The organism is Acidovorax sp. HMWF018 (assembly GCF_003061035.1).
Classification (GTDB): Bacteria; Pseudomonadota; Gammaproteobacteria; order Burkholderiales; family Burkholderiaceae_C; genus Acidovorax; species Acidovorax delafieldii.
The window spans coordinates 18,691-20,597 of record NZ_QAIM01000653.1 but is presented as its reverse complement, the minus strand read 5'-3'; the positions used below and the strand labels follow the sequence as shown (position 1 = coordinate 20,597).

1 protein-coding gene is annotated in these 1,907 nt (G+C 66.5%); it reads right to left on the bottom strand.

Annotation, left to right across the window (positions count from 1 at the left end):
• On the bottom strand, positions 1-1,907 hold a 1,907-nt coding region (locus DBR23_RS27400), incomplete at both ends, for a PAS domain-containing protein (protein ID WP_233250786.1).

Sequence of the window (1,907 nt, the reverse complement as noted above, 5' to 3'; positions counted from 1 at the left end):
GGCGATGGAGCGTTGCAGGCGGTCCAGCAGCAGGCGGCGGTTGGGCAGACCCGTGAGCGCGTCGTAGAACGCCAGGCGTTCGATCTCTTGTTCGGCGCGTTTGCGGTCTGTGATGTCGCGGCACACGCCCAGGATGCCCGTCACGCGGCCATGCAGATCGCGGATGGGCGTCTTGATGGTCTCGAACTGGCCCTGGTAGCCGTCTTCGGCGAAGGTGAGCGTTTCCTCATACACCAGCGGCTGCCAGGCCTGCATGGCGCGCTGGTCGTACTTGCGAAAGCGCTCGGCCTCGGCCGCGTTGGTCAGGTCGTAGTCGTTTCGGCCCACCACATCGCGTTCGGGCCGGCCCGCAAAACGCTCGAATACCGGGTTGACCGACAGGTACACCCCGTTGGTGTCCTTCATGAACACCATGTCCGGCATGGCATTGACCACGCTGGCCAGATGCGCCTTCTGCTGGGCCAATTCTTGTTCGATGCGCTTGAGCGCCGTCAAGTCGTAGGCAAACAGCACCACGGCTGCCACCCCTTGCGCCGTCACGCTCTCTGGGGCGATGGTGGTGTGGCGAAACTGTGTGCCGTCAGGGCCGTCAATGCGGTTTTCGAACACCGCGGTCTCGCCCGCAAAGGCTTTTTCAAGATGCGGGTGGATGCGCGCGAACACTTCGGGCGGGATCACATCCTGCAGCCGCTGCCCTTCCAGTGCCTGGGGCGTGGTGTAGAGCCAGCGTGCCTGCTGTTCATTGACGTACAGCACGCGCAAGTCCCGATCAATCCGCGACACACCACCCGGCACATGGCGCAGCGTGTTGGCCATGAGCGCCTGCTGGGCGTGCGCGGCCTCTTCGGCTTGGTGGTGGGCGGTGATGTCGGTCTGCACGCCATCCCACAGCACCCGGCCATCCTGCAGCCGGCGCGGCGACGAACTCAGGTGCATCCAGCGCACCTGGCCGTCGGTGCGGCGCACCCGAAAAACCGCCTCCAGACTGGTCATGGACAGGTAGGACTGGCGCTCTGCCTGCAGCAGGCGATCTATGTCTTCCGGGAGGATCTGCCGGTACAGCACGCGTGGGTCCTGCAACACGTCTTCGACGCGTACCCCGTTCAGCCGTTCGATGGCGTCGCCCATGTGCACAAAATGCACCCGGCCATCCAGCTCGCGCACGATCTGGAACAACACGCTGTGCGGCAGGTTGCGCCCCAGCAATGACAGACGCCCCTCGCTCTCGCGCAACCGGCTCTCGGCCTCCTGGATGCGCGCAAACGGGCGGCGGATGCCTGCATCAAACACCGCCTGGTACAGCAGCGCATACGCCACCACCCGAAAGCCATGGGACAGCACTCCACCCAGCATCGAATGCCCGCCCAGCGCGCCCACCGTGACCTCGCCGCATACGAAAGCTCCGGCCGCCCAGGCAAACAGGCGTTCACGCGGTGCCTCTTCGCTGCGGCTGCGGCGATGCAACACCACAGCGCTGGCGGCCAAGGCCAGGGCGAGCCCCACGGCCACCACCTGGCGCAAGGCACCGTCTGCAGCATGGGCAAACCACTGGGGCAGCGGCCCCAGCGACGACCCTGCGAGCACCAGCGTGACACCCCCCGCCGTTGCCAGCCAGGCGCGGGCCGGCCCGGGGGCAGACAAGCGCGTGGCGGTGAGCCCCAAGGTCAGGGCCTCGGCCACACGCGCCCAACTGCTCAGCCACAACGACATGTCGGCACTGCCCGGCGGCATGTGCACAGGGCCGGAATGCACCAGCACCCCGTGCAGAAAATTGCAGGCCGCCGCTACGCCAAAACCCACCACCAGGACATTGGCGCGCGCCTGCTCCTGCGCCTCCAGGGCGTGCAGGGACACCGACACCACCAGCAGTCCCAGCAGCACCGCCACCAGTTCCAGCAACGGTTCCA